20 protein-coding genes are annotated in these 23,127 nt (G+C 58.3%); 13 read left to right on the top strand and 7 right to left on the bottom strand.

Translation table 11 applies throughout. The features are described 5' to 3' along the window. Positions 1 to 476 precede the first annotated feature (476 nt). Genes efeB through efeU form a run of 3 tightly spaced genes read right to left on the bottom strand, consistent with a single transcriptional unit; the run spans position 477 to position 3,751 of the window. Positions 477 to 1,760 (bottom strand): iron uptake transporter deferrochelatase/peroxidase subunit, encoded by a 1,284-nt coding sequence (efeB, locus tag AB6V08_RS14075; protein WP_368543473.1) that lies wholly within the window; start codon positions 1,758 to 1,760, stop codon positions 477 to 479. A 5-nt stretch (positions 1,761 to 1,765) separates the two neighbouring features. Continuing rightward, positions 1,766 to 2,893: an iron uptake system protein EfeO gene (gene efeO / locus AB6V08_RS14070; RefSeq protein ID WP_368543472.1), complete on the bottom strand. Its 1,128-nt coding sequence runs from the start codon at positions 2,891 to 2,893 to the stop codon at positions 1,766 to 1,768. Between the two features lie 24 nt (positions 2,894 to 2,917). Continuing rightward, positions 2,918 to 3,751 (bottom strand): iron uptake transporter permease EfeU, encoded by an 834-nt coding sequence (gene efeU, locus AB6V08_RS14065; protein ID WP_368543471.1) that lies wholly within the window; start codon positions 3,749 to 3,751, stop codon positions 2,918 to 2,920. A 251-nt stretch (positions 3,752 to 4,002) separates the two neighbouring features. Here efeU and AB6V08_RS14060 point away from each other — a divergent pair, with 251 nt between their 5' ends. Then, positions 4,003 to 5,187, top strand: coding sequence for a NupC/NupG family nucleoside CNT transporter (locus tag AB6V08_RS14060; RefSeq protein ID WP_368543470.1), 1,185 nt, complete (start codon positions 4,003 to 4,005; stop codon positions 5,185 to 5,187). Between the two features lie 451 nt (positions 5,188 to 5,638). Here AB6V08_RS14060 and AB6V08_RS14055 read toward each other — a convergent pair whose 3' ends face one another. Together AB6V08_RS14055 and putP are read right to left on the bottom strand one after the other, a co-directional pair. After that, positions 5,639 to 6,058: a DUF3574 domain-containing protein gene (locus AB6V08_RS14055; RefSeq protein ID WP_368543468.1), complete on the bottom strand. Its 420-nt coding sequence runs from the start codon at positions 6,056 to 6,058 to the stop codon at positions 5,639 to 5,641. Positions 6,059 to 6,172: 114 nt separating this feature from the next. After that, positions 6,173 to 7,681, bottom strand: coding sequence for a sodium/proline symporter PutP (gene putP / locus AB6V08_RS14050; protein ID WP_368543467.1), 1,509 nt, complete (start codon positions 7,679 to 7,681; stop codon positions 6,173 to 6,175). Positions 7,682 to 8,104: 423 nt separating this feature from the next. On the opposite strand from putP, the gene putA reads away from it, so the two are divergent. Both putA and AB6V08_RS14040 read left to right on the top strand, forming a co-directional pair. Next, on the top strand, positions 8,105 to 12,067 hold the full coding sequence (gene putA, locus AB6V08_RS14045; RefSeq protein WP_368543466.1) for a trifunctional transcriptional regulator/proline dehydrogenase/L-glutamate gamma-semialdehyde dehydrogenase: 3,963 nt from the start codon (positions 8,105 to 8,107) through the stop codon (positions 12,065 to 12,067). A gap of 98 nt (positions 12,068 to 12,165) precedes the next feature. Continuing rightward, the gene (locus tag AB6V08_RS14040; protein ID WP_368543465.1) at positions 12,166 to 12,567 is read left to right on the top strand and encodes a lysozyme inhibitor LprI family protein; all 402 of its coding nucleotides are present in this window, start codon (positions 12,166 to 12,168) and stop codon (positions 12,565 to 12,567) included. Positions 12,568 to 12,795: 228 nt separating this feature from the next. Here the strand turns inward: AB6V08_RS14040 and rutR are convergent, their stop codons facing one another. After that, on the bottom strand, positions 12,796 to 13,434 hold the full coding sequence (rutR, locus tag AB6V08_RS14035; RefSeq protein ID WP_368543464.1) for an HTH-type transcriptional regulator RutR: 639 nt from the start codon (positions 13,432 to 13,434) through the stop codon (positions 12,796 to 12,798). A 171-nt stretch (positions 13,435 to 13,605) separates the two neighbouring features. On the opposite strand from rutR, the gene AB6V08_RS14030 reads away from it, so the two are divergent. The 10 genes from AB6V08_RS14030 (at position 13,606) to rutG (ending at position 22,101) form a co-directional block, all read left to right on the top strand. Next, positions 13,606 to 13,992: a VOC family protein gene (locus tag AB6V08_RS14030; RefSeq protein ID WP_368543463.1), complete on the top strand. Its 387-nt coding sequence runs from the start codon at positions 13,606 to 13,608 to the stop codon at positions 13,990 to 13,992. Between the two features lie 339 nt (positions 13,993 to 14,331). Then, positions 14,332 to 15,483, top strand: coding sequence for a hypothetical protein (locus tag AB6V08_RS14025; RefSeq protein WP_368543462.1), 1,152 nt, complete (start codon positions 14,332 to 14,334; stop codon positions 15,481 to 15,483). A 454-nt stretch (positions 15,484 to 15,937) separates the two neighbouring features. Further along, positions 15,938 to 16,402: a SymE family type I addiction module toxin gene (locus AB6V08_RS14020; RefSeq protein ID WP_368543461.1), complete on the top strand. Its 465-nt coding sequence runs from the start codon at positions 15,938 to 15,940 to the stop codon at positions 16,400 to 16,402. Between the two features lie 258 nt (positions 16,403 to 16,660). Next, on the top strand, positions 16,661 to 17,752 hold the full coding sequence (gene rutA, locus AB6V08_RS14015) for a pyrimidine utilization protein A (RefSeq protein ID WP_368543460.1): 1,092 nt from the start codon (positions 16,661 to 16,663) through the stop codon (positions 17,750 to 17,752). Continuing rightward, a complete protein-coding gene (rutB, locus tag AB6V08_RS14010; RefSeq protein WP_368543459.1) occupies positions 17,752 to 18,441 on the top strand; it encodes a pyrimidine utilization protein B in 690 nt (229 codons plus the stop codon). The genes rutA and rutB overlap by 1 nt, the downstream gene beginning before the upstream one ends. Positions 18,442 to 18,452: 11 nt before the next feature. Further along, positions 18,453 to 18,839: a pyrimidine utilization protein C gene (gene rutC, locus AB6V08_RS14005; RefSeq protein ID WP_368543458.1), complete on the top strand. Its 387-nt coding sequence runs from the start codon at positions 18,453 to 18,455 to the stop codon at positions 18,837 to 18,839. A gap of 7 nt (positions 18,840 to 18,846) precedes the next feature. Next, positions 18,847 to 19,647 carry a pyrimidine utilization protein D gene (rutD, locus tag AB6V08_RS14000; RefSeq protein ID WP_368543457.1) on the top strand — a complete coding sequence of 267 codons (801 nt, stop codon included), beginning with the start codon at positions 18,847 to 18,849 and terminating at the stop codon, positions 19,645 to 19,647. A 9-nt stretch (positions 19,648 to 19,656) separates the two neighbouring features. Further along, positions 19,657 to 20,247 (top strand): malonic semialdehyde reductase, encoded by a 591-nt coding sequence (locus tag AB6V08_RS13995; RefSeq protein WP_368543456.1) that lies wholly within the window; start codon positions 19,657 to 19,659, stop codon positions 20,245 to 20,247. 9 nt (positions 20,248 to 20,256) lie between these two features. Beyond that, positions 20,257 to 20,751: an NADH-dependent FMN reductase RutF gene (gene rutF / locus AB6V08_RS13990; RefSeq protein ID WP_368543455.1), complete on the top strand. Its 495-nt coding sequence runs from the start codon at positions 20,257 to 20,259 to the stop codon at positions 20,749 to 20,751. 21 nt (positions 20,752 to 20,772) lie between these two features. Next, the gene (gene rutG / locus AB6V08_RS13985; RefSeq protein WP_368543454.1) at positions 20,773 to 22,101 is read left to right on the top strand and encodes a pyrimidine utilization transport protein G; all 1,329 of its coding nucleotides are present in this window, start codon (positions 20,773 to 20,775) and stop codon (positions 22,099 to 22,101) included. Here the strand turns inward: rutG and AB6V08_RS13980 are convergent. Beyond that, positions 22,089 to 23,012: a DMT family transporter gene (locus AB6V08_RS13980; protein ID WP_368543453.1), complete on the bottom strand. Its 924-nt coding sequence runs from the start codon at positions 23,010 to 23,012 to the stop codon at positions 22,089 to 22,091. The two genes, rutG and AB6V08_RS13980, sit on opposite strands and share 13 nt — an antisense overlap. Positions 23,013 to 23,127 lie beyond the last annotated feature (115 nt).

Genomic DNA, 23,127 nt, shown 5'->3' with positions numbered 1-23,127 from the left:
ATTCATCACACGTGCCTGCTTCGGCACGATTATGCGCACGAACATCTGAGGTTTGGCTTCCTTGTAAGCCATTGCTTGCTTTTCCGGATGGCGATACAGAACGGCTACGCGTACCATTTTGCACACCGGTAGAAGGAGGAGATTGAGTCGAGGGGGTAAATTTAGTGGTGAAGAAATCGCTGCCGGAGTCTGAGCCTCCGCGCCGGGTGCTGCGGTTGTTATGTTTACCTTGTCCAGTACAGGACGCAACCATTCGCGATCTCCATAGTGATACAGCATCACTGCCGGGAACTACCGCTGTCTTATCTTAAGTACATCAGGAGTTATCACAAATGCAACATTTATTTTACTTTAACGCAACTTTGAGACAACTCCTGCAGCTGAAATCAGTCTCATACAGGAATATTACAGAATTATAACAAGAAGATAGGCATACAAAAAAATAATGTCCCCGCGAACTATCGCAGGGACGATTATCAGGCTTCGATCAGCCCCTGGGCGAGATACGCATTGGGCTCACGCACGCCCGGCAGGGCAAAGAAATAGCCGCCGCCGACGGGCTTCACGTACTCCTCCAGCGCTTCGCCGTTGAGCCGCTTCTGCACGGTCAGGAAGCCCTTTTCCAGGTCGTGCTGATAGCAAACAAACAGCAGCCCCATGTCCAGCTGCCCGGCGTTGGTTACGCCGAGAGAGTAGCTATAGCCGCGGCGCATCATCAGGCTGGACTGCGTCTCTTTGGTGCGCGGGTTCGCCAGCCGAATATGGCTGTCGAGCGCAATCACGTTGCCGTCGGGATCGCTCTGGTAGTCCGGCACGTCGTGCTCGTGCTTCATGCCGAGCGGCGCCCCGCTCTGCTTGTCGCGACCGAAGATCGTCTGCTGCTCCTTGAGCGGCGTGCGATCCCAGAATTCCACGTGGAACTGAATGATCCGCACCGCCTGATAGCTGCCGCCCACCGCCCACGCGGGTTCCCCCTGATCGGCGGTGACCCAGACCACGTTTTTCATCAGCGCCGCATCGCTGCTGTCCGGGTTAGCAGTGCCATCCTTAAAGCCCAGCAGGTTGACCGGCGTTTCTTTGCCCTTGCTGCGCGCGGCGTGGTCAGAGATAAACCCCTCCCGCTTCCAGCGCACGCTCAGCAGATCCGGCGTGTGCTTGATGATATCGCGCAGGGCGTGGATCACCGTGTCCTGCGTGTTGGCGCATATCTGCAGCAGCACGTCGCCGTGGCACAGGGCGGCATCCAGGGAATCATTCGGGAAGCGCGTCATCTTTTGCAGCGATATCGGCTTTTGCTTCGCCAGACCGTAGCGCTCGTCGAACAGCGCGCTGCCCACCGACACGGTGATGGTCAGATTATCCGGGGCGATAAACGGCCCAAGAATACCGGAGTCCATCGGCGGCAGGCGCGGGTTTGGCGTGGCCGGAGCCAGGCCGCCCGCGGTCAGAAACGCGATGCGCGCGGTGAGCAGGCGGAACAGGCGCTCCAGATCCGCCTTGTCGCTCGCCAGCGAGTCGAACGCCACCAGCATCATCGACGCCTGCTGCGGGGTCAGAATGCCCGCCTGATGCTCGCCGTAGAACGGCTGGGTTTCCATCCGCGCGTTCGGCGACAAAGTGCCGGGAGCGCTCTGCGGCTTCGCCGCGTGCGCCACCGGGCAACCGCCGGCCAGGGCAAGCGCGCCGCCCAGCGCCCCTACCCCTTTCAGCAAACGACGTCGTGAAGGTTCAGCCACGTCGAATTCATCTTGCTTGCTCATCGTGCTTAGTCCAGCCCCAGAACGCCGCGCAGCTGGGAGAGATCTTCCGCCAGCGTGGTAATCGGGCCTTTCAGCGCGTTACGGTCGGCATCGGTCAGCTTGTCGTAGGTTTCAAAGCCGTCTTTGGTGCGGTATTTTGCCAGAATGGTGTCCACTTTTTTGAAGTTGGCATCCACCTTCGCCAGCAGCGCGGCGTTATCTTTCTGCAGCTGAGGACGCAGCAGATCGACAATTTTCTGCGCGCCGTCGACGTTCGCCTGGAAGTCCCACAGGTCGGTATGGCTGTAGCGATCTTCTTCGCCGCTGATTTTGCTCGCCGCCACTTCTTCAATCAGGCCAGCCGCGCCGCCCACCACTTTTGACGGCGGGAAGGCCAGCTCGCTGATGCGCTTTTGCAGCTCCAGCACGTCGGCGTTCAGCTGCCCGGCGTACTTCTCCATGCCTTTGGTGGAGCCATCGCCAAACAGGGCTTTTTCCAGACGGTGGAAGCCGGTGAATTTCGGATCGGCGGCCTTTTGCTCGTAGTCATCTTCACGGGCGTCGATGCTGCCGTCGAGGTCGGAGAACAGCTCGGCAATCGGCTCGATGCGCTCGTAGTGCTGACGGGTCGGCGCGTAGAGGGATTTCGCTTTTTCGATATCCCCCGCTTTCACCGCGTCGGTAAAGGCTTTGGTGCCGGTCACCAGGTCCGCCGTTTCTTTGGTGACGTAGGCTTTATAGGCGGTAATCGCGTCGCCCAGGCTCAGCAGCGCGGTGCCCTTCGCGGCGTCGGCGGTCGCTTCACCCTTCACAATCAGCTTGCCTTTCGGGTTGGTCAGCAGGCCGCAGGTCATGTCGTATTCGCCCGGCTGGAGGTTGGCGGTCATCTTCTGGCTAAAGCCCGGGGCGATGTTTTCGCGCTCCTCAACCACCATCACCCCTTTGAGGATCTCCCACTCCAGCGCCTTCTGGCTGTGGTTCTGAATAATAAACTGGGTTTTACCGCTGTTGACCGTAATGGTCATCGGCTCGCACTGCTTATCGTTCACGGTGACTTTCACCTGCGGAACCTCGGCGGCCTGCACGGAAAATGCAGAAGCGATCAGCGCGGCAATGCCTGCGCGCAACGCATTACGACGAAACTGAATTGCCATGACTCTTCCCTTTCAAAGTAAATTTTACGGCGCAATACGCGACGTTTGTGCGCTGGCACGCGGCGGCATGGCGAACAGCGCCAGCGCCGGAACCAGATAGATAAAGTACATCGCCACTTCGCTGACGCTCGGCGCTTCCTGATAGCCGAAGATGCCTTCGAGCAGGGTGCCGGTCAGGGAGTGTGTGGAAAGCACGTTGCTGAGATCGAAGGCCACGTCCTGGAAGTGGTTCCACAGGCCGGCTTCGTGGAAGGCGCGGATCGCCCCCGCCGCCAGCCCGGCCGCCACCAGCAGAATAAACAGGCTCGTCCACTTGAAGAACACGCCCAGATTCAGGCGAATGCCGCCCCAGTAGAGCAGGAAACCAAGCACCACCGCGGTCGCCAGCCCGAGCATCGCCCCGAGCGGCGGCCAGATGCCCACGTCCTGCTGGAAGGCCGCCAGCAGAAAGAACACCGACTCCAGCCCTTCGCGCGCCACGGCGAAAAAGACCATCATAATCAGCGCCCAGCCGTGGTGATTGCCCTTTTGCAGAGCGTTATCCACCGCCTGCTCCAGCTGCACCTTGACGTTGCGGGACACTTTGCGCATCCAGAACACCATCCAGGTGAGGATGACCACCGCAATCACCGCCACGATGCCTTCGAACAGCTCCTGCTCTTTTTGCGGGAATTCCCCGGTGGTTTCGTTGATGAGAATGCCCAGGCCCAGACAGAGCGCGGCGGCGAGGAAAACCCCGACCCACATCACGCCAATCCAGCGTCCGCGCTGGGTGCGCTTCAGGTAGCTGGCAATCAGACTCACGATCAGGGCCGCTTCGAGTCCTTCACGTAACATAATGAGAAATGGAACAAACATGCCGACACCTTAAATGTTAGTCGCGGTCAACTGTTGCAAAGAAAGGTAAATTCTTGTGATAGTGATTATCATTACGGCGAAGAGAAAGACAAGCGAAATGTGTTGAGTTTTAATGACGAGATGTAAACCCGTCGCGGGTTAATAGTTTCAGACGTTACTTGTATGTTTATAACTTATAACGTAAATGCCCATTTACGGTTAATCACGGCTGTGGCTAAATATGCGCCTCAAAAACCAACCGAAAATAAACTATGTATAACATTGTCCATTTCCTGCTGGCGCTGGTGATTATTCTTGCCCTTGCCTGGCTGGTGAGTTTTGACCGCCGAAAAATTCGTATTCGCTATGTTTTACAGCTGATTGTCATTGAGATTGCGCTGGCGTTCTTTTTCCTGCACGCCGAAAGCGGCCTGTTCATTATTAAATACGTTTCAGGTTTCTTTGAGTCGCTGCTTAAATTCGCCGCCGAAGGGACGAATTTCGTCTTTGGGGGAATGGGTGAAAAAGGGCTGGCCTTTATTTTCCTCGGCGTGCTCTGCCCGATTATTTTTATCTCGGCGCTGATCGGTATTCTCCAGCACTGGCGAATTCTGCCGATCTTTATTCGCCTGATCGGGACAATCCTGTCGAAGCTTAACGGCATGGGCAAGCTGGAATCCTTTAACGCGGTAAGTTCGCTGATCCTCGGTCAGTCGGAAAACTTTATTGCCTACAAGGGGATTCTGGGGGATCTCTCCTCCCGCCGCCTGTTCACCATGGCCGCAACCGCAATGTCCACCGTGTCGCTGTCGATTGTCGGCGCGTATATGACCATGCTGGACGCCAAATTTGTCGTCGCGGCGCTGATTCTGAACATGTTCAGCACCTTTATTATTCTCACCGTCATCAACCCGGCGCGTCCGGAAGCGGAGCCGGATATCAAACTGGAAAAACTGCACGAATCCCAGAGCTTCTTTGAGATGCTCGGGGAATATATTCTGGCCGGTTTCAAGGTGGCGATGATTATTCTGGCGATGCTGATTGGCTTTATCGCTCTTATTAGCGCGGTGAACGCCCTCTTCTCCAGCGTATTTGGCATCAGCTTCCAGCAGATCCTCGGCTACGTGTTTTATCCGCTGGCGTGGCTGATTGGTATTCCGCTGAGCGACGCCTTAAATGCGGGCAGCATTATGGCCACCAAGCTGGTCGCCAACGAGTTTGTGGCGATGATCGAGCTGCAGAAAATTGCCCATCAGATGACCCCGCGCGGGCTGGGCATTCTGTCCGTGTTCCTGGTGTCGTTCGCTAACTTTGCGTCTATCGGGATTGTCGCCGGGGCGATTAAAGGGCTGAACGAGCAGCAGGGGAACGTGGTGTCGCGCTTTGGCTTGCGTCTGGTGTACGGCGCAACCCTGGTGAGCCTGCTGTCGGCGAGCTTTGCGGGGCTGGTGCTGTAAACAGATACCCGGCGGCGCTTCAAGCATAATATCGGGTTAGGGTGAGGGGAACATACAGCTGTAGAGGTCGTTCCGTTCACCTTACGTTTTCTGCTTCTCTGATATCACTGCACTTGTGAACGTGTCAGGGCGGCTCAGTCGCCGCCGCCCTGACAACCCGGGCTCCCGGCAAGAAAATCGTCGCTTCGCGATGTCCTCAGCGTTTGCTCCAGGCTAATCGGGGGCGGGCGGATGAAACGTCCCTGTAAAGCCGCCCTCGACGCGCATCCATGCGCGTCGCCCCGGCCTTCCGTAAACGCTTCGGCGATTTTCAGCCGGAACAGGGTGTCGCTTTTAGCTTTTCTTCTGTGCTGGCAACTGAATCGCTGCATTACATTCACGCTCGATCGGTTCCCTCTCCCCGTGGGAGAGGGCTAGGGTGAGGGCATCAGCCCGCACCCCAGCCAGTCAATCAAAACTGCACGCACACCGGCTGGTCAACGCGCATCACCGACTCCTGGGCGAAGCGTGATTTATAGATCCCGCGCAGCGCTTCGATATTCTTCTCGCTGGCGGCATCTTTCCCGTGAATCAGCATCAGCGCCTTGCTCGGCTCGCGGGCGACTTTTCCGTCATTCCCCAGCCACTGCCCGCGCGCGTCAAACACCGTTAAGCCATCGCGAAAGCGCGGCGTCACGTCCTGGTCAACAAACTGCTGCCACTCGTTAGCGGTGATTTGCGCCCCGGCCGGACGGTTAAGCCCGAAATAGAGCGTGGTTTGCTGCATCTGGCTATCGGCGCTGCAGGTTTCGACCGCCGCGCGCTGCGAGGGCGCAGTGCAGCCAGCCAGCATCAGTAATGCTGCCGCCATTAACCCTGTCTTCATCATCATTGTTCGCTATCCTCGTTGTTATAAGCGCAGCGATATCAGCGTAATTCCAGAAAATTTGCAAGAAAAAGCCGGGTGGCGTTACCGCTTACCCGGCTTACAGACCAGAGAGAAAACTTATTCCGGCTGCAGCTTAGACGGCGGCGCGGAGTGGTAGTGCGCGTCCGCTTCCGCAAAGCGTTTCTGCATCGCCGCAGACGGCGCTTTGCCCAGCAGGCTGAACACCACAATCCCGATGCTGCCGAAGATGAAGCCCGGGATGATTTCGTACAGACCCAGCCACGCGAACTGTTTCCAGACGATAACCGTCACCGCACCGATGATCATCCCCGCCAGCGCGCCGTTGCGGGTCATGCGAGACCACATCACGGAGAACAGCACGACCGGACCAAACGCGGCGCCGAAGCCCGCCCAGGCGTAGCTTACCAGGCCCAGCACGCGGTTTTCCGGGTTAGAGGCCAGCGCGATGGACACCAGCGCCACCAGCAGCACCATAAAGCGCCCTACCCACACCAGCTCTTTCTGGCTCGCGCCTTTGCGCAGGAAGGCCTTGTACAGGTCTTCGGTGATCGCACTGGAGCACACCAGCAGCTGGCAGCTCAGGGTGGACATCACCGCCGCCAGGATCGCGGAGAGCAGAATACCGACAATCCACGGGTTAAACAGAATTTGCGCCAGCTCGATGAACACGCGCTCGGCGTTCTGGTTTACCGCGCCGGCCTGCGCCGGGTTATTGCTGAAGTAGGCGATACCGAAGAAGCCCACCGCGCACGCCCCCGCCAGGCAGAGGATCATCCAGGTCATGCTGATACGACGCGCGTGAACGATGGTGTGGTGAGAATCCGCCGCCATAAAGCGCGCCAGAATGTGCGGCTGGCCGAAGTAGCCCAGGCCCCAGCCCATCAGGGAAACGATGGCAACGAAGTTCAGCCCTTTCAGCATATCGACGTTTTCGATGCTCTTTTGCTTGATCACTTCCAGCGAATCGCCGAAGCCGCCGACGGTGAAAATCACGATCACCGGCGTCAGGATCAGGGCGAAAATCATCAGGCTCGCCTGCACGGTGTCCGTCCAGCTCACCGCCAGGAACCCGCCCACGAAGGTATACAGGATAGTGGCGGCAGCACCGGCCCACAGCGCCGTTTCGTAGCTCATGCCAAAGGTGCTTTCGAACAGACGCGCCCCGGCCACGATGCCGGACGCGCAGTAGATGGTGAAGAACACGAGGATCACCAGCGCGGAGATAATGCGCAGGATGCGGCTGTTATCCTCAAAGCGCCCGGTGAAGTAGTCCGGCAACGTCAGCGCATTGTTGTTCGCTTCGGTGTGAACGCGCAGGCGCCCCGCCACCAGCTTCCAGTTGATCCACGCGCCCACGGTCAGGCCGATGGCGATCCAGCTTTCGGAGATACCGGAGATGAAAATCGCGCCCGGTAGCCCCATCAGCAGCCAGCCGCTCATGTCCGACGCGCCCGCCGAAAGGGCCGTTACCATCGGGCCTAAACTACGCCCCCCGAGGATGTAGTCGTCAAAGTTCTTTGTTGATCGCCATGCAAGAAACCCTATCAGGATCATGCCAAAGATATAAACGAGAAATGTCACCAGCATCGGTGTGCTAATTGCCATTTAAAGACTCCAATAAATATTGATCGACAACCTTCCCGGCTGCCTTTTATTACATCACCGGAACGGGGTGATGAGATGTGTATTTCTGTTGGCCGCGCGTATCCTGCCGTAAGCAGACTCCGCACACAAACGATTTAACACTGCATTTACATCAAATTCATCCCTGGTTTTATACGTCTTTCGTATAGGTTGCACTCGCTCACGCTTTTACGGGTTGCACCTTTAAAAAGTGTTAAGCACCGCATAAAAACAGGCTTTACAAACATAAGCCAGCAATTTTTTCCAGCTAACCAGGCGTTAACAATCCATTCATTTTCCAGCTTGCAAACCGTGTCACATTTAACACGGTTGCACAAAGTTGCAACATGGTGGATATTTCACGCTATCAATATAAGCCGACAATAAATAAACAGGAGTTTTGGCATGGGCATGACCACCATGGGGGTTAAGCTGGATGACGCCACGCGCGAACGCATCAAAACCGCAGCAACCCGCATTGACCGCACACCGCACTGGTTAATTAAGCAGGCCATTTTTAATTATCTGGAAAGACTCGAAAGCGAAGACGGTCTGCCGGAGCTGCCTGCCCTGCTGGCGGGGGCCGCCAATGAAAGCGAAGAAGCCGCCGCGGCCGCAGAAGAGAACCACCAGCCGTTCCTCGACTTTGCCGAGCAGATCCTGCCGCAGTCCGTGAGCCGCGCCGCCATTACCGGGGCGTACCGCCGCGCCGAAACCGACGCCGTGCCGATGCTGCTGGAGCAGGCCCGCCTGCCGGAAGCCGTTGCCGCCCAGGCCCACAGCCTGGCGTATCAGCTTGCCGACAAGCTGCGCAACCAGAAAACCGCCACCGGACGCGCCGGGATGGTGCAGGGCCTGCTGCAGGAGTTCTCCCTCTCCTCTCAGGAAGGCGTGGCGCTGATGTGCCTGGCGGAAGCGCTGCTGCGTATTCCTGACAAAGCCACCCGCGACGCGCTAATCCGCGACAAGATCAGCAACGGCAACTGGCAGTCGCACATTGGCCGCAGCCCGTCGCTGTTCGTTAACGCCGCGACCTGGGGCCTGCTGTTTACCGGCAAGCTGGTCTCCACCCACAACGAAGCCAACCTCTCCCGCTCCCTGAACCGCATTATCGGCAAGAGCGGCGAGCCGCTGATCCGCAAGGGCGTGGACATGGCGATGCGCCTGATGGGCGAGCAGTTCGTGACCGGGGAAACCATCGCCGAAGCACTGGCGAACGCCCGCAAGCTGGAAGATAAAGGCTTCCGCTACTCATACGATATGCTCGGCGAGGCGGCCCTGACCGCCGCCGACGCGCAGGCGTACATGGTCTCGTACCAGCAGGCGATCCACGCCATCGGCAAAGCCTCTAACGGCCGCGGCATTTATGAAGGCCCGGGCATCTCGATCAAGCTCTCCGCCCTGCACCCGCGCTACAGCCGCGCCCAGTACGACCGCGTGATGGACGAGCTCTATCCGCGCCTGAAGTCCCTCACCCTGCTGGCGCGCCAGTACGATATCGGCATCAACATTGACGCCGAAGAGGCCGACCGCCTGGAGATCTCCCTCGATCTGCTGGAAAAACTGTGCTTCGAGCCGGAGCTGGCGGGCTGGAACGGGATCGGCTTCGTGATCCAGGCCTACCAGAAACGCTGCCCGTTCGTGATCGACTACCTGATTGACCTCGCCTCCCGCAGCCGCCGTCGACTGATGATCCGCCTCGTGAAGGGCGCCTACTGGGACAGCGAAATCAAACGCGCGCAGATGGACGGCCTGGAAGGCTATCCGGTCTATACCCGCAAGGTGTACACCGACGTCTCCTACCTCGCCTGCGCGAAAAAGCTGCTCGGCGTGCCGAACCTGATCTACCCGCAGTTTGCGACCCACAACGCCCACACCCTGGCGGCAATTTACAGCCTGGCCGGGCAGAACTACTACCCGGGCCAGTACGAGTTCCAGTGCCTGCACGGCATGGGCGAGCCGCTGTACGAGCAGGTCACCGGGAAAGTGGCGGACGGCAAGCTGAACCGTCCGTGCCGTATTTACGCCCCGGTCGGCACCCACGAAACGCTGCTGGCGTACCTGGTGCGTCGTCTGCTGGAAAACGGCGCGAACACCTCCTTCGTAAACCGCATTGCCGACACCACCCTGCCGCTGGACGAGCTGGTGGCCGACCCTGTGCAGGCGGTGGAGAAAATGGCGGCGCAGGAAGGCCAGATCGGCCTGCCGCATCCGAAGATTGCCCTGCCGCGCGAGCTGTACGGCAAAGGCCGCGTCAACTCGGCGGGTCTGGATCTGGCGAACGAACACCGTCTGGCGTCGCTCTCCTCCGCCCTGCTCAACAGCGCATTGCAGAAGTGGCAGGCGAAGCCGATCCTCGAGATGCCGGTGGCTGACGGCGAAATGCAGCCGGTGGTTAACCCGGCCGAGCCGAAAGATATCGTCGGCTACGTGCGCGAAGCCACGGAAGAGGAAGTGTCTCAGGCCATCGACAGCGCGGTAAACAATGCGCCGATCTGGTTTGCCACCCCGCCGCAGGAGCGTGCCGCCATTCTCGAACGCGCGGCGGTGCTGATGGAAGATCAGATGCAGCAGCTTATCGGCATTCTGGTGCGCGAGGCGGGTAAAACCTTCAGCAACGCCATCGCCGAAGTGCGCGAGGCGGTGGATTTCCTGCACTACTACGCCGGACAGGTGCGCGACGATTTCGATAACGAAACCCATCGCCCGCTTGGCCCGGTGGTCTGTATCAGCCCGTGGAACTTCCCGCTGGCGATCTTCACCGGACAAATCGCCGCCGCGCTGGCGGCGGGCAACAGCGTGCTGGCGAAACCTGCCGAGCAAACGCCGCTGATTGCCGCTCAGGGGATCAACATCCTGCTGGAAGCAGGCGTGCCGCCGGGCGTGGTGCAGCTGCTGCCGGGCCGGGGTGAAACGGTGGGCGCGACGCTCACGTCCGACACCCGCGTGCGCGGCGTGATGTTCACCGGCTCCACCGAAGTGGCCACGCTGCTGCAGCGCAACATCGCCACGCGCCTGGACGCGCAGGGTCGCCCGACGCCGCTGGTGGCGGAAACCGGCGGGATGAACGCCATGATCGTCGACTCCTCTGCTCTCACCGAGCAGGTGGTGGTGGACGTGCTGGCCTCGGCGTTCGACAGCGCCGGACAGCGCTGCTCCGCCCTGCGCGTACTGTGCGTGCAGGATGACGTTGCCGACCACACGCTGAAAATGCTGCGCGGCGCGATGGCCGAATGCCGCATGGGTAACCCTGGCCGTCTGACCACCGATATCGGGCCGGTTATCGACGAAGAAGCCAAAGCCAATATCGAAAACCACATACAGGCGATGCGCGCCAAGGGCCGTCCGGTGTTCCAGGCGGTGCGTGAAAACGGTGAAGACGCCCGCGAATGGCAGACCGGGACGTTCGTGCCGCCAACGCTTATCGAGCTGGCAAGCTTCGACGAGCTGAAAAAAGAGGTCTTCGGCCCGGTGCTCCACGTGGTGCGCTACAACCGCAACAACCTGGATCAGCTGATCGAGCAGATTAACGCCTCCGGCTACGGTCTGACCCTCGGCGTGCATACCCGCATCGACGAAACCATCGCTCAGGTGACGGGCAGCGCCAAAGTGGGCAACCTGTACGTGAACCGCAACATGGTCGGCGCGGTGGTCGGGGTGCAGCCGTTCGGCGGCGAAGGCCTGTCCGGCACGGGGCCGAAAGCGGGTGGCCCGCTCTATCTGTACCGCCTGCTGGCAAACCGTCCGGAAAACGCGCTGGGCGTTACCCTGGCGCGTCAGGACAGCGAGTATGCGGTAGACGCGCAGCTGAAGAGCGTGCTGACCCAGCCGCTGGAGGCGCTGATTCGCTGGGCCGAAAAACGCCCGGAACTTCGCGACGTGGCGAAGCAGTACGGCGAGCTGGCGCAGGCGGGCACCCAGCGTCTGCTGCCGGGGCCAACCGGCGAGCGCAACACCTGGACGCTGATGCCGCGCGAGCGCGTGCTGTGCGTGGCGGATAACGAGCAGGATGCGCTGGTGCAACTGGCCGCCGCGGCCGCAACGGGCTGTGAGGTGCTGTGGCCGGAAGACGGCCTGCACCGCGACCTGGCGAAGCAGCTGCCGAAGGAGGTCTCTTCGCGCATTCACTTTGCCAAAGCCGACGCCCTGCTGGCCCAGCCGTTTGATGCGGTGATCTACCACGGGGATTCCGACCAGCTTCGCGAGCTGTGCGAGCAGGTCGCGTCCCGCAGCGGCGCGATTGTCTCGGTGCAGGGCTTCGCCCGCGGCGAAACCAACCTGCTGCTGGAGCGCCTGTACGTGGAGCGTTCGCTGAGCGTCAACACCGCGGCGGCGGGGGGCAACGCCAGCCTGATGACAATCGGTTAATCGTGTACACTTTCCCCGGTGACGCTACGCTTACCGGGGCTACAAATCAGAAGCCGGATATGCACAGCGCATCCGGCTTTTTTTATAGGGAGAGAATGATGAAACGCTATCTTTTGGCAAGTGCCGCTCTGCTACTTAGCACCGGCGCGCTGGCGGACGAGTGCGCCAGCGCCAGCACCCAGCTTGAGCTGAACACCTGCACCGCAAAGCAGTATCAGGCAGAAGATAAAAAGCTTAACCAGACCTACCAGGCCGCCTTCAAGCGCGCCGCCGCGCCCCAGCAGGCGCTGCTGAAAAAGGCCCAGCTGGCGTGGATTGCCTTGCGCGATGCCGACTGCGCGTTTATCGGATCCGGTACGGAAGGCGGCAGCGTGCAGCCGATGATCGTCAGCCAGTGCATGACGGAGAAAACCGTTGAGCGCGAGGCGTTTCTGGCCTCGCTGATGCAGTGCGAAGAAGGCGACTTAAGCTGTCCCCTCACCCCTGCCCTCTCCCCATAGGGGAGAGGGAGTAAAGACAGCACAGTCCCCTCTGCCCTTGGAGCTGAGGGATAACCACAAAATAATGTTCGCGCTGAACAGTCCCCTCACCCCTGCCCTCTCCCCATAGGGGCGAGGGAGAAAAGACAGCACAGTCCCCTTTACCCTTAAGGCTAAGGGATCCCACAAAATAATGCTCGCACTGAACAGTCCCCTCTCCCCTACGGGGAGAGGGTTAGGGTGAGGGGACTAGCGCACGCGGATCCCTTCGATAATCATCCGCTGGACGTTTTCCAGCGTGCTCTGGAAAAACGTTTCGTCCTGAAGCGTCTTCCCGGTCACCGCTTCGACCTGGGCCGAAAAGTCAGCGTAGTGCTGGGTTGAGGCCCAAATCATGAAGATCAGGTGGTGCGGCTCTACCGGCGCCAGCTTGCCGCTGGCGATCCACCCGGCGATGATCGCCGATTTCTCGTCAATCAGCTGTTTTAAATCCCCGGTCAGCTCGGCCTTCAGCAGCGGCGCGCCCTGCAACATCTCAAGGCAGAACAGCCGCGAGGCCTGCGGGTAGTCGCGCGACACTTCAAGCTTGAGGCGGATGTACTCTTTGATCGCCACCAGCGGGGTAAACTCTTCGCGGAACGCTTTGAGCGGCGCCAGCCAGACGTCGAGGATCTGCTGGAGCACCGCGACGTAGAGCACCTCTTTCGACGGGAAGTAGTACAGCAGGTTGGTTTTGGACACCCCGGACAGCTCCGCGACCTGCTCCAGACGCGTGCCGTGGATGCCAAACTGGGAAAAGGTATCCAGCGCCGCGCTCAAAATCGCCTCTTTCTTGGCGCTCACCGCCCGCGAGCGTTTACCCGCTGTTTTCACTGCGCCTTGTGTCATCTGCGCTCTCCTTATTGGTTTGGCATAGCATAGCAAAACCCGTGATGCGTCTCGACATTCACGCGCCCGCGCTGAAGCGTGCCAGTGCCCTTATGGACAAATGCAAAACCTTATCGCAGGTAAACTCAGCCAGGATTTCAACGAAAAATACCTTCTTCAGGAGAACCGCCGATGTTTAGCCATATGCGTATTGCCAGGCCCGTCACCCGTCTCGACAGAACGTTTCAGATGTACAGCCAGGGCCTGGGTCTGCAAAAAATCGCGGAATTCAACGATCACGACGGCTTCAACGGGATCATGATGGGCAGAGAAGGCCTGGGCTGGCACCTGGAGTTCACGCTGTGCCAGTACCATCCCGTTCAGCCTTTGCACACGGAAGAGGATTTACTCGTGCTTTATTATCCGGACGAAACGGAGTGGCGCCAGGCCTGCGAAAGAATGGTGGCGGCGGATTTTAAATTAACCACCTCCTTCAACCCTTACTGGGACGTAAACGGCAGGACGTTCGTTGACGCCGACGGATACAGGGTGGTTTTGCAGAATAAGACGTGGGGTTGAGTTCAAACCAGGCATAAAAGCCGTAAATGTTCGAGTAACAGCGTGGTACTTGTTTATGCCAGGCGAGTACATTCTTAATGTCACAAAAGCTTTAATCGATAGGGATTGATCCAAAGGGACTTCAAACAATAGTATAAGAATGGATAAAAGTTTTCCTTAAGTCTGCTATGGACACAGCTAAAGCGAAAAGTGCGAGTACTACTTTTATTTAAACATCACCAAGGCTAATTTTTTACTAATTATTAGTAGCTAGAATAAAATTAAAAACTGTAATACATTATCTTTCTACGGCTTTCACTCATTACACTTAAAATTATAACTTTTGAAAAAGGATGTTTTATGCAAAAAAAGATAAGAGTTACTATTGATAAAAACTCGTTCCCTAAAAATAAACATCGCTATTACAATCGACTTAGCAAAATTGACAAAATAAATGTGAATTGTATGTTAATTCACACAGCGTTGTGGACTCGCCCCCCTAAACTCACAGGTTTCCATCTGGCTGACTTTTGGGCATGGCTAAGATACCTGCCCGCCTTTTCCAAAAATTCAAGTGATTTACGACTTCGAAAAGAATGGTTCGATATCGATCCCCATCAAAAGACCATTTTAAGTGACGAAATAGGCGTCGGCTCAACAACCTTTACCTTAATCAACACCCTCCACTTCCAGGGTTTTGTTGATTCAATTTATTTATTAGAAACACTGAACTTGACTCATCTTATTTTAAAAAAATCTAAAAATGGTCAAGGAAAAACTCCTGATTATATTGGTCTGGATGCTTTTGGAAATATTGTCGCACTTGAATGTAAAGGAACACAAAACACAGTTAAGGATTTGCATAAAGCAATAACAAAGGGAATTGCCCAAAAGAAAAACCTCACAGATAATCCTAGTGGCCCAATCAAAACTGGGCTAGTAGGAGGAATTTTCATTCCTCAGTATCACAATCATGATCATGCATTAATGCACTTTCGCGATCCTGACTGGGATGAATTTAACGAAATTATTTCTTCAATCTCTTCTGAAGATATATCCAAGGCCATCATTAGAGGTGCTGTCATAAAGCAATTATATCTTGCTGGTGCAAATAATGCTGCAAATGAGCTATCCCGTTATGTTATTGGACAGCATTTTGAATTTTCTCAACAATCCACTGATGAAATAAAATCATATTCCCGGGGGAAACGGGTGTTCCATCATAAAATTCGCCACCCACCTAAAGGCGGTATATCCGACATTAAATTCGCCAGTAAAATTGACAGCAATATTTTTAATATTATAAATACCATCACATCAAGAAAGCCTGCTATATTTGCATTGAATAATAAGTTCATTGCTACTGATGAAACATTTGACCATCTAAATTATGATCAATCATGGTATGCCAGAGAGTACGAAAACGCTGGTATGATCCGTACCAGACAAGGATTTTCTTTTAGTTTAATTTATGAAGTAAATGAAAATTCATCGCATGATTTAGAAGTTTAGAATTTTGTAAATTATTGCATAAGGGTGATTCCAGTTATTAATTATCAGAGTTGTGCAATAGTAGATACTTCTGATGGAGGGCACCCAGCCCTCCTAATACTGGCGGTTCTTGATAAAACATTGAAAACACATTCCGATAATTATCTACAGATCAAATGATAATAGTAAATTTGAATAAACCTTTTGAAATCATCTATAAACTTATATCCCAAAATATCAGTATCTGCAAACACTACTCACACCTACCATTTTTCCTCGAGCCGCCTCGCATTTATTAAACTTCCCTAAAATATCCCCCCTGTACATTTATCCATATCGGTATAATAGGCGCATTGAAACCCAGCGGAGTGTGCTGTGAATAGTAGAGAAGAAATCAGGTAAACGAGATCGCGGTATAAAGGTGGTGGAACACCTTTATACCGCTAACCACAAAGCAACTTATAAGGAGTTGAATATGGCTGCGAAGAATTCTATGCCAGAGCGGGCTGTTGCCCAAACGGAAAATGCAGGATTTAAAAATGATGCAGAAATTCACGAGCGGGTACGCAAAAAGAGCGCGCGCTCGTTGCATGGGGAGCATACACATTTCGGACGCGTTCACCCGAGGGATGAAGAGGGAAATGCCTGCGGGGAGCTGTATACGCGAATGGAGCGCAACTATCTGCCGCTGTCCGGGGAGTGGCTCTCCCGCGCCGGATTTGCCGCGGGTATTGCGGTGAAGATCCGCGTTATGCCGGATTGCATTGTCATCACACCGCAACATACCCGCGAGCTGTGGGGCTGCCTGGAGGGGTTAAGCGTTGCCTATACCAACAAGCCAAAGATGAAAGCCTGGCTGGCGACGTTTCCGGGGGCGCTGAATGATACGGGGGACGTGCCGCTGTCGAAAAATATGCGCGAACAGATGAAGTCCCTGTAAAGGAAAGTCCTGCGATCCCTTCCCGCCCGGGGTCGCAGGCACCGCCCCAGCCCTTTTCTGCGCGACGCCGATGCCACCTGCACTGCCATCGGGCAGCGCTGCCTGCTTTGTGTGCAATGTTTTTGACCATTCAGTCCACTTTAATCGGGCGAATTTTCACAACCATTACTTAACACATTAATAACAATGGCGTTTTCAAAACTGGCACTCGCTTTGCAAAACCTTTCTCACCTGCGACGTAACAAAGAGAGGCTCGTGATGAAAATTGGCGTATTCGTTCCTATCGGCAACAACGGCTGGCTTATCTCCACCGCGGCTCCGCAATACATGCCGACCTTTGAGCTGAACAAGGCCATCGTGCAAAAAGCGGAACACTATCACTTCGACTTTGCGCTCTCGATGATCAAGCTGCGCGGCTTTGGCGGGAAAACCGAGTTCTGGGATCACAACCTGGAGTCCTTCACCCTGATGGCGGGTCTGGCAGCGGTGACGTCCCGCATCCAGATCTACGCTACCGCCGCCACGCTCACCCTGCCCCCGGCGATTGTGGCGCGGATGGCCTCGACCATCGACTCCATCTCCGGCGGCCGCTTTGGCGTAAACCTGGTGACCGGGTGGCAGAAGCCGGAATACGAGCAGATGGGCCTGTGGCCGGGCGATGAATATTTCTCGCGCCGTTACGACTACCTGACCGAATACGTGCAGGTGCTGCGCGACCTGTGGGGCACGGGCAAAAGCGATTTCAAAGGCGACTACTTCACCATGAACGACTGCCGCGTCAGCCCGCAGCCGTCGGCGCCGATGAAGGTGATCTGCGCCGGGCAAAGCGACGCCGGAATGGAATTCTCAGCGAAATACGCCGACTTCAACTTCTGCTTTGGCAAAGGGGTTAACACGCCCGCCGCCTTCGCCCCTACCGCCGCGCGCATGAAAGAGGCCGCCGATAAAACCGGGCGCGACGTTGGCTCCTACGTGCTGTTCATGGTGATTGCCGACGAAACCGACGAGGCCGCCCGCGCCAAATGGGAGAGCTATAAAGCGGGAGCCGACCACGAAGCCCTGAGCTGGCTCACCGAGCAGAGCCAGAAGGACACCCGCTCCGGCGCGGACACCAACGTGCGCCAGATGGCCGACCCCACCTCGGCGGTCAATATCAACATGGGTACGCTGGTGGGCTCCTACGCCAGCGTGGCCAGAATGCTCGATGAAGTCGCCGCCGTGCCCGGTGCCGAAGGCGTCCTGCTGACCTTTGACGACTTCCTTATGGGCGTTGAGACCTTCGGCGAGCGCATTCAGCCGCTGATGCAGTGCCGCTCCCACATACCCGCAATAACTCAGGAGGTCGCGTAATGACCACGCTCACCGCACGCCCGGAAGCCATCACCTTTGACGCCCAGCGCAGCGCGCTGATTGTGGTGGATATGCAAAATGCCTACGCCAGCCAGGGCGGCTATCTGGATCTGGCGGGCTTTGATGTCTCAGCCACCAAACCGGTGATCGAGAACATCAAAACCGCCGTTGCCGCCGCCCGCGCGGCGGGGATGCTGATCGTCTGGTTTCAGAACGGCTGGGATGACCAGTACGTTGAGGCGGGCGGCCCCGGCTCGCCCAACTTCCATAAGTCCAACGCGCTGAAAACCATGCGCAAGCAGCCCGAGCTGCAGGGCAAGCTGCTGGCGAAAGGCGGCTGGGACTATCAGCTGGTGGACGAACTGGTGCCGGAGGCGGGCGATATCGTGCTGCCCAAACCGCGCTACAGCGGCTTTTTCAATACCCCGCTCGACAGCCTGCTGCGCAGTCGGGGCATTCGCCACCTGGTCTTCACCGGAATTGCCACCAACGTCTGCGTGGAATCGACCCTGCGCGACGGCTTCTTCCTGGAGTATTTCGGCGTGGTGCTGGAAGACGCAACCCACCAGGCCGGGCCGGAGTTCGCCCAGAAGGCCGCGCTGTTTAATATCGAAACCTTTTTCGGCTGGGTCAGTAACGTGAGCGACTTCTGCGCGGCGCTGAATCCCCCGTTAGCCCGTATCGCCTGAGGAGAGCCGCCATGCCTAAATCCGTGATTATTCCCCCGGGCACCAGCACCCCGATTGCCCCGTTCGTCCCCGGTACGCTTGCCGACGGCGTGGTGTACGTGTCCGGCACGCTGCCTTTCGATAAGGACAACAACGTGGTCTACCCGAATGACCCAAAGGCGCAAACCCGCCACGTTCTCGACACCATCCGGAGCGTTATCGAAACGGCGGGCGGCACGATGGAGGATGTGACCTTCAACAGCATCTTTATCACCGACTGGAAAAACTACGCCGCGATTAACGAGATCTACGCGGAATTTTTCCCCGGCGATAAGCCGGCGCGGTTTTGCATTCAGTGCGGGCTGGTGAAGCCCGACGCGCTGGTTGAAATCGCCACCGTTGCGCACATCGCTAAGTGAGGCTGCCGTGAAAATATCCGTATCACCGCCCCCCTTTGCGGGCGCGCCCACCGTGGTGCTCATCGCCGGGCTCGGCGGAAGCGGCAGCTACTGGCTGCCGCAGCTCGCCACGCTGGAGCAGGAGTATCAGGTGGTGTGCTACGACCAGCGGGGCACGGGGAATAACCCCGATGCGCTGCCGGAGGAGTACAGCCTGGCGCAGATGGCTGAGGAGCTTGCGCAGGCGCTGACCGAGGCGGGCATTACGCGTTACTGCGTGGTGGGCCACGCGCTCGGGGCGCTGGTTGGGCTACAGCTGGCGCTGGATGCGCCCGACGCGGTGACCGCGCTGGTGTGCGTCAACGGCTGGCTGACCCTTAATCACCACACCCGGCGCTGCTTCCAGATCCGCGAGCGCCTGCTTCACGCCGGGGGCGCTCAGGCGTGGGTAGAGGCACAGCCGCTGTTTCTCTACCCGGCCGACTGGATGGCCGCCCGCGCCCCGCGCATGGAGGCCGAAGAGTCGCTGGCACTGGCGCATTTTCAGGGCAAACCCAACCTGCTTCGCCGCTTAAACGCCCTTAAACAGGCCGATTTTCGCCGCCATGCCGACCGCGTTCGCTGCCCGGTACAGATTATCTGCTCAGCGGACGACCTGCTGGTGCCCGCCGTCTGTTCGTCTGAACTGCAGGCCGCCATCCCCGGCAGCTGCAAGGCGGTGATGCGACACGGCGGACACGCCTGCAACGTGACCGAACCCGACACCTTTAACACCCTGCTGCTGAACGGGCTTGCCAGCCTGCTGCACAGCCCAGAACACGCGCTGTAAGGAGCCGTCATGAGTGAAGCCATTAACCCCACCGCGCTGGAAACGCTGTTCACACAGGCGCGAACCCATAACGGCTGGCGCGATATTCCGGTCAGCGATGAAACCCTGCATAAGATCTACGACCTGATGAAATGGGGGCCGACCTCCGCCAACTGTTCCCCCGCGCGCATCGTGTTTGTCCGCAGCGCGGAGGGCAAAGAGAGGCTGCGCCCGGCGCTCTCCAGCGGCAATCTGGAGAAAACCCTCACCGCCCCGGTGACCGCCATCGTCGCCTGGGACGGCGAGTTTTATGAGCGCCTGCCCGAACTGTTCCCGCACGGCGATGCCCGAAGCTGGTTTACCTCCAGCCCGGCGCTCGCCGAGGAAACCGCGTTTCGCAATAGCGCAATGCAGGCGGCGTATCTGATTTTCGCCTGCCGCGCCCTGGGGATCGATACCGGGCCGATGTCCGGCTTCGACAGGCAAAAGGTCGATGACGCCTTTTTCACCGGAACCACGCTAAAGAGCAATCTGCTGATCAACATCGGCTATGGCGATACCGGCAAACTCTACGGGCGCCTGCCGCGCCTGGCCTTTGACGACGCCTGCGGCCTGGCCTGAGGAGCAACCATGAACGCACCGGATAAACAAACCTTTCGCGACGCCATGGCCTGCGTGGGCGCGGCGGTCAATATCATCACCACCGACGGCCCCGCCGGGCAGGCGGGCTTCACCGCCAGCGCGGTGTGCAGCGTTACCGATTCCCCGCCCACGCTGCTGGTGTGCCTCAACCGCGGCGCCTCGGTCTGGCCGACGTTCAGCGAGAACCGCACCCTGTGCGTTAACACGCTGAGCGCCGGGCAGGAGCCGCTCTCAAACCTGTTCGGCGGCAAAACGCCGATGGCGGAGCGCTTCGCCGCCGCGCGCTGGCAGACCGGCGATACCGGGTGCCCACGTCTGGAGGCGGCGCTGGCCTCCTTCGACTGCCGCATCAGCCAGGTGGTGAGCGTGGGCACGCACGACATCCTGTTTTGCGACATCGTTTCGATCGTTCGCCACCCCGCGCCGCAGGGGCTGGTGTGGTTTGACCGCGGCTATCACGCACTTATACGCCCGGCCTGTTAACCCTCCTTAAGGAGACCGCTCATGGCTTTGTTCGGATTTCCCCACTGGCAGTTGAAATCGACCTCTACAGAACGCGGCGTGGTCGCGCCGGATGAGAGACTCCCGGCTGTACAAACCCTGGTAATGGGGGTTCAGCACGCGGTTGCGATGTTTGGCGCAACGGTGCTGATGCCCATGCTGATGGGGCTGGATCCCAACTTATCCATTCTGATGTCGGGTATCGGCACCCTGCTGTTCTTTTTCGTTACCGGCGGGCGCGTGCCGAGCTATCTCGGCTCCAGCGCGGCGTTTGTCGGCGTGGTGATTGCCGCCACCGGGTTTACCGGACAGGGGATCAACCCGAACCTGAGCGTGGCCCTCGGGGGGATCGTTGCCTGCGGGCTGGTCTACACCCTGACCGGCTTCGTGGTGATGAAGGCCGGAACGCGCTGGATTGAACGCCTGATGCCGCCCGTGGTAACGGGGGCGGTAGTGATGGCGATTGGCCTGAACCTGGCGCCGATTGCGGTCAGGAGCGTATCCGGCTCGCCGTTTGAAAGCTGGATGGCGGTGGTCACCGTGCTGTGCATCGGCCTGGTGGCGGTGTTTACCCGCGGGATGATCCAGCGCCTGCTGATCCTGGTTGGGCTTATCGCCGCGTGCCTGATTTACGCCGTGCTGGCCAACGTGATGGGGCTCGGCAAGCCGGTGGATTTTACCCTCGTTCATCAGGCCGCCTGGTTTGGCCTGCCGCAGCTCACCTCCCCGACCTTTAGCGGGCAGGCGATCATGCTTATCGCGCCGGTGGCGGTGATCCTGGTGGCGGAAAACCTCGGGCACCTGAAGGCGGTTGCAGGCATGACCGGACGCAATATGGATCCGTATATGGGGCGGGCGTTCGTTGGCGACGGGCTGGCGACCATGCTCTCCGGCTCCGTGGGCGGCAGCGGCGTCACCACCTACGCGGAGAACATCGGCGTCATGGCGGTGACCAAAGTCTATTCGACGCTGGTCTTCGTCGCGGCGGCGGTGATGGCGATCCTGCTAGGCTTCTCGCCGAAGTTTGGCGCGCTGATCCACACCATTCCGGCGCCGGTTATCGGCGGCGCATCGATTGTGGTGTTTGGCTTGATTGCCGTTGCGGGGGCGCGTATCTGGGTGCAGCACCATGTCGATCTGAGCCAGAACGGAAACCTGATCATGGTGGCGGTGACGCTGGTGCTGGGCGCGGGGGATTTTGCGTTGACCCTCGGCGGGTTCACCCTCGGCGGGATTGGAACGGCGACGTTTGGGGCGATTTTACTTAACGCCCTGCTGAGCCGCCGGATGGCCGCTGAACCGCAGGGCGAGGTTGTCCGTCAGGATCCGTGATCGACCACGGCGCTGTCGTCTTGCGGCAGCGCTTTTTTCTTCCTTCTGAGCTTGAGCTCGCTCACCAGCACCCCGGCGATGATAAACGCCGCGCCCACCAGCGCCAGCAGCGGCAAACGTTCCCCGGCCAGTCGGCCAAAAATCCCCGCCCAGACCGGCTCGCCGGTGTAGATAACCGTGGCGCGGGTTGGCGACACGCTGCGCTGCGCCCAGTTCATGGTGACCTGAATAATGGCGCTAAAAATACCCAGCCCCAGCGCCACCACAATCAGCCCGGTGGACATCGGCGGAACGGACTCGCCCGCCGGAACCATGGTCGCAAACGCCACCAGCGAGGCGGTAGCCAGCTGCACAACGGTGACGCGCTTAACGTCCACTTTGCCCGCCCAGGCGCTAATCAAAATAATCTCCGCGGCAATGGCAATCGCCCCCACCAGGGTGATGATTTCCCCCGGCCCCAGCGCCAGCAGGTTGTTTTCCGGCCCGGCGAGGAGAATCAGGCCGATGAACGCCAGCACGATGCCGATGCAGGACATCAGCCCCGGCATTCGGCCCAGGCACAGCCACTGCAGCAGCGGCACCAGCGGAACATACATTGCCGTGATGAAGGCAGACTTGCTGCTGGGGATCGTTTGCAGCCCCCAAGTTTGCAGGCTGTAGCCCATCGCGATGGCAACGCCGATCGCCACCCCCGCCTTTAGCTCCTTCAGCGTCAGCCCCCGCAGCGTTTTCAGCGAAATCAGCGCCACGGCAACCGCCGCCGTTGCAAAGCGCAACCCGACAAAGAAGAACGGATCGCTCAGCGTCACCGCATACTGGACGGCGAGGAAGGTTCCACCCCAGAACATGGTGATCAGAATGAGGATGGCTTCCTGAGGTTTAACGGAGAATGTGAAGCGAGAAGACGACATGGGGCACCAGCAGCAGGGAACAATGCTCTAGTGTGCGTTGCCTTTGGTTACAGTTCAATGTTGCGAACATAAAAAAACCGCCGGGAGACCCGGCGGCTGGGTATCAACCCGGCGT

Origin of the sequence: Enterobacter soli (assembly GCF_964208575.1) — a bacterium.
Classification (GTDB): domain Bacteria; phylum Pseudomonadota; class Gammaproteobacteria; order Enterobacterales; family Enterobacteriaceae; genus Enterobacter; species Enterobacter soli_A.
The sequence above is the reverse complement of the archived record's forward strand: the minus strand, read 5'-3'. Positions and strand labels throughout refer to the sequence as shown.

What these genes read in the sequence shown, in the direction of transcription:
- rutF (WP_368543455.1), top strand. Translation starts at nt 20,257, where the DNA reads ATGAACGCACCGGATAAACAAACCTTTCGCGACGCCATGGCCTGCGTG.
- AB6V08_RS13995 (WP_368543456.1), top strand. Translation starts at nt 19,657, where the DNA reads ATGAGTGAAGCCATTAACCCCACCGCGCTGGAAACGCTGTTCACACAG.
- putP (WP_368543467.1), bottom strand. Translation starts at nt 7,681, where the DNA reads ATGGCAATTAGCACACCGATGCTGGTGACATTTCTCGTTTATATCTTT.
- efeB (WP_368543473.1), bottom strand. Translation starts at nt 1,760, where the DNA reads ATGAGCAAGCAAGATGAATTCGACGTGGCTGAACCTTCACGACGTCGT.
- AB6V08_RS14030 (WP_368543463.1), top strand. Translation starts at nt 13,606, where the DNA reads ATGTTTAGCCATATGCGTATTGCCAGGCCCGTCACCCGTCTCGACAGA.
- rutC (WP_368543458.1), top strand. Translation starts at nt 18,453, where the DNA reads ATGCCTAAATCCGTGATTATTCCCCCGGGCACCAGCACCCCGATTGCC.
- AB6V08_RS14025 (WP_368543462.1), top strand. Translation starts at nt 14,332, where the DNA reads ATGCAAAAAAAGATAAGAGTTACTATTGATAAAAACTCGTTCCCTAAA.
- efeO (WP_368543472.1), bottom strand. Translation starts at nt 2,893, where the DNA reads ATGGCAATTCAGTTTCGTCGTAATGCGTTGCGCGCAGGCATTGCCGCG.
- AB6V08_RS14020 (WP_368543461.1), top strand. Translation starts at nt 15,938, where the DNA reads ATGGCTGCGAAGAATTCTATGCCAGAGCGGGCTGTTGCCCAAACGGAA.
- rutR (WP_368543464.1), bottom strand. Translation starts at nt 13,434, where the DNA reads ATGACACAAGGCGCAGTGAAAACAGCGGGTAAACGCTCGCGGGCGGTG.
- rutG (WP_368543454.1), top strand. Translation starts at nt 20,773, where the DNA reads ATGGCTTTGTTCGGATTTCCCCACTGGCAGTTGAAATCGACCTCTACA.
- rutB (WP_368543459.1), top strand. Translation starts at nt 17,752, where the DNA reads ATGACCACGCTCACCGCACGCCCGGAAGCCATCACCTTTGACGCCCAG.
- putA (WP_368543466.1), top strand. Translation starts at nt 8,105, where the DNA reads ATGGGCATGACCACCATGGGGGTTAAGCTGGATGACGCCACGCGCGAA.
- AB6V08_RS14055 (WP_368543468.1), bottom strand. Translation starts at nt 6,058, where the DNA reads ATGATGATGAAGACAGGGTTAATGGCGGCAGCATTACTGATGCTGGCT.
- AB6V08_RS14040 (WP_368543465.1), top strand. Translation starts at nt 12,166, where the DNA reads ATGAAACGCTATCTTTTGGCAAGTGCCGCTCTGCTACTTAGCACCGGC.
- AB6V08_RS13980 (WP_368543453.1), bottom strand. Translation starts at nt 23,012, where the DNA reads ATGTCGTCTTCTCGCTTCACATTCTCCGTTAAACCTCAGGAAGCCATC.
- efeU (WP_368543471.1), bottom strand. Translation starts at nt 3,751, where the DNA reads ATGTTTGTTCCATTTCTCATTATGTTACGTGAAGGACTCGAAGCGGCC.
- AB6V08_RS14060 (WP_368543470.1), top strand. Translation starts at nt 4,003, where the DNA reads ATGTATAACATTGTCCATTTCCTGCTGGCGCTGGTGATTATTCTTGCC.
- rutA (WP_368543460.1), top strand. Translation starts at nt 16,661, where the DNA reads ATGAAAATTGGCGTATTCGTTCCTATCGGCAACAACGGCTGGCTTATC.